2 protein-coding genes are annotated in these 1,955 nt (G+C 54.6%); both read left to right on the top strand.

All coding sequences use genetic code 11. The features are described from left to right. On the top strand, positions 1-1,351 hold a 1,351-nt coding region (locus AC1DWI_RS21080; RefSeq protein WP_477725668.1), incomplete at its 5' end, for an RHS repeat-associated core domain-containing protein. Continuing rightward, positions 1,348-1,884, top strand: a complete 537-nt coding sequence (locus tag AC1DWI_RS21085; RefSeq protein WP_477671728.1) for a hypothetical protein — start codon at positions 1,348-1,350, stop codon at positions 1,882-1,884. The genes AC1DWI_RS21080 and AC1DWI_RS21085, both read left to right, overlap by 4 nt. Positions 1,885-1,955: the final 71 nt, after the last annotated feature.

Consider the following 1,955-nt stretch of genomic DNA (forward strand, 5'->3'; position numbering starts at 1 on the left):
CATCACCGGCTACACCCACACCAGCAACGGAGTCCCGGTGCCCGCACTGGACCAGAGCTTTGGTTATGACAACCTGAACCGACTGATCAGCGCCACCTTGGGCAGCAGTGCGATCCAGTACAGCTATGACGCCACGGGCAACCGCACGGCCAAAGTCGTTGGCGGCACGAGCTACCCCAACACCATTGCCAGCACCAGCAACCGGCTGAACCAGACGCAGGACAGCACCGGCGTCGCCACCGTGGTGCACGATGCGGCCGGCAACATCACAAGCGACGGGGTCAATAGCTATAGCTACAGCGACCGCGGCAGGCTGGCCACGGTGACGAACGCCGGCGGCACGGTGAACTACAGTTACAGCGCCCTGGAGTTGAGGATGAGCAAGACGGGACCGACGGCCTTGATCCCAACCGGTGCGGCGTACTACATCTATGACGAAGAAGGAAAACTGCTCGGTGAGTACGATGCCAATGGGGTTCCCCAATACGAAACCATCTACATGGGCATGCCGGTCGGGGTGATCAAGCAGACGGGAACGGGAGCCGGAAGTGACATTGCCATCGGCCTGTACAACGTCTCGACGGATCAGCTCGGTGCGCCACGCATCATCACGCGGCAAATTGATGATGCGGTTGTGTGGCGCTGGGATACGGCGGARCCCTTTGGCGCGACGGCGCCTGATCAGAAYCCSRRMAGCCTGGGGRCCTTCRCMTWTAACCAGCGRCTGCCTGGGCARACCTTTGATGCCGAGAGTGGGYTGTTCCAGAACTGGAAYCGGGARTACAACCCGAGGATCGGGCGCTATATGCAGTCCGATCCCATTGGGCTTGGGGGTGGAATCAATACCTTTGCCTATGTGGGCGGGGATCCTCTGATGTTTGTTGATCCACGTGGGCTAAACCATGTACTTGGGGTGCTTGGGGTCGCATTTATAGCGTATGAGATTGCCAATAGTGATACGCCTCTGATCGGTGGCGGCGTTGCAAAAGCCGGGACGAAAGTGGCTGAAGCGTGTGTAGCAGAAGGGGTCAGAGTATCGAAAAAGGGCATGTCACTTGTTGAGGCGAACTTGGCAAGATTTGAACCAACCGCAGCTAACGTTGCAATGGTCGATAGGTTGAAGGAAAGCCTTCAAACGGGTGCGAGAGCGATAGGTGCAGATGCAAATTTTTACCTCCACGAGATCGCAGAAGGTACAGCGCGCAGAGCGGGATTGGCTTATGACGCGGCTCATGCGGCTGCGATTGAAAAGTACAGCATTTCACCTTTTTCTCTCTATCATCCAGAAGTGATAAAGAGTCTGCCTGGTGAGTTCAATAACGCGTGGAGAAATTTCTGGGGAATTCAATGAAGTCATTTAACCTGACTAAAGAGCGTAAGGCACGCGTTTGGCTGAGTGAACTACCTACATCATTTCAGACGGATGAGCTTTCATGTAAGAAGGTAGTGCAATGCGAAGGCAGCGTTCGCCCTTTGCGTACGACAATTGCCGTTGAGATTTTTGTACCTGCAGGCGGTCGATTCCTGTATGGGCTGCTGGGAATTCAGTCATTAGGTAAATCGGCGGATAAGACCAGAATAGAGATTCCGATCTTCTCTCGTCCACCGATAACCCACGTTAGCGATTCCTTGGCCGGCACGGTGGATAAGGTTGTGCCATGGATTGACGATGAATATCACGCTGCGATATTAGCGGGTATGAGCGCTGCGGTGGGAGAGTATGCGATAGTTCCTGAGCGCATCCGCATATGCTCCGGCCGGCAGGGGCTTGTTGGTTCTTCCCCAGAAATATTTCGCCGACTGGCATTTATCTGTATGACATTGCTGGCAATTCCAGAGGAAGATATTGGCTGGAAAACAGAAGAGCTTATTGATCGTGGCTAACCCGCGCGTGGGTGTAATAGCAATGCCAGCGCATACACCTGACCATAGGGGGATATAACGTCCTTCAAGAG

The sequence above is a fragment of the Polaromonas sp. P3_C2 genome (assembly GCF_056402675.1).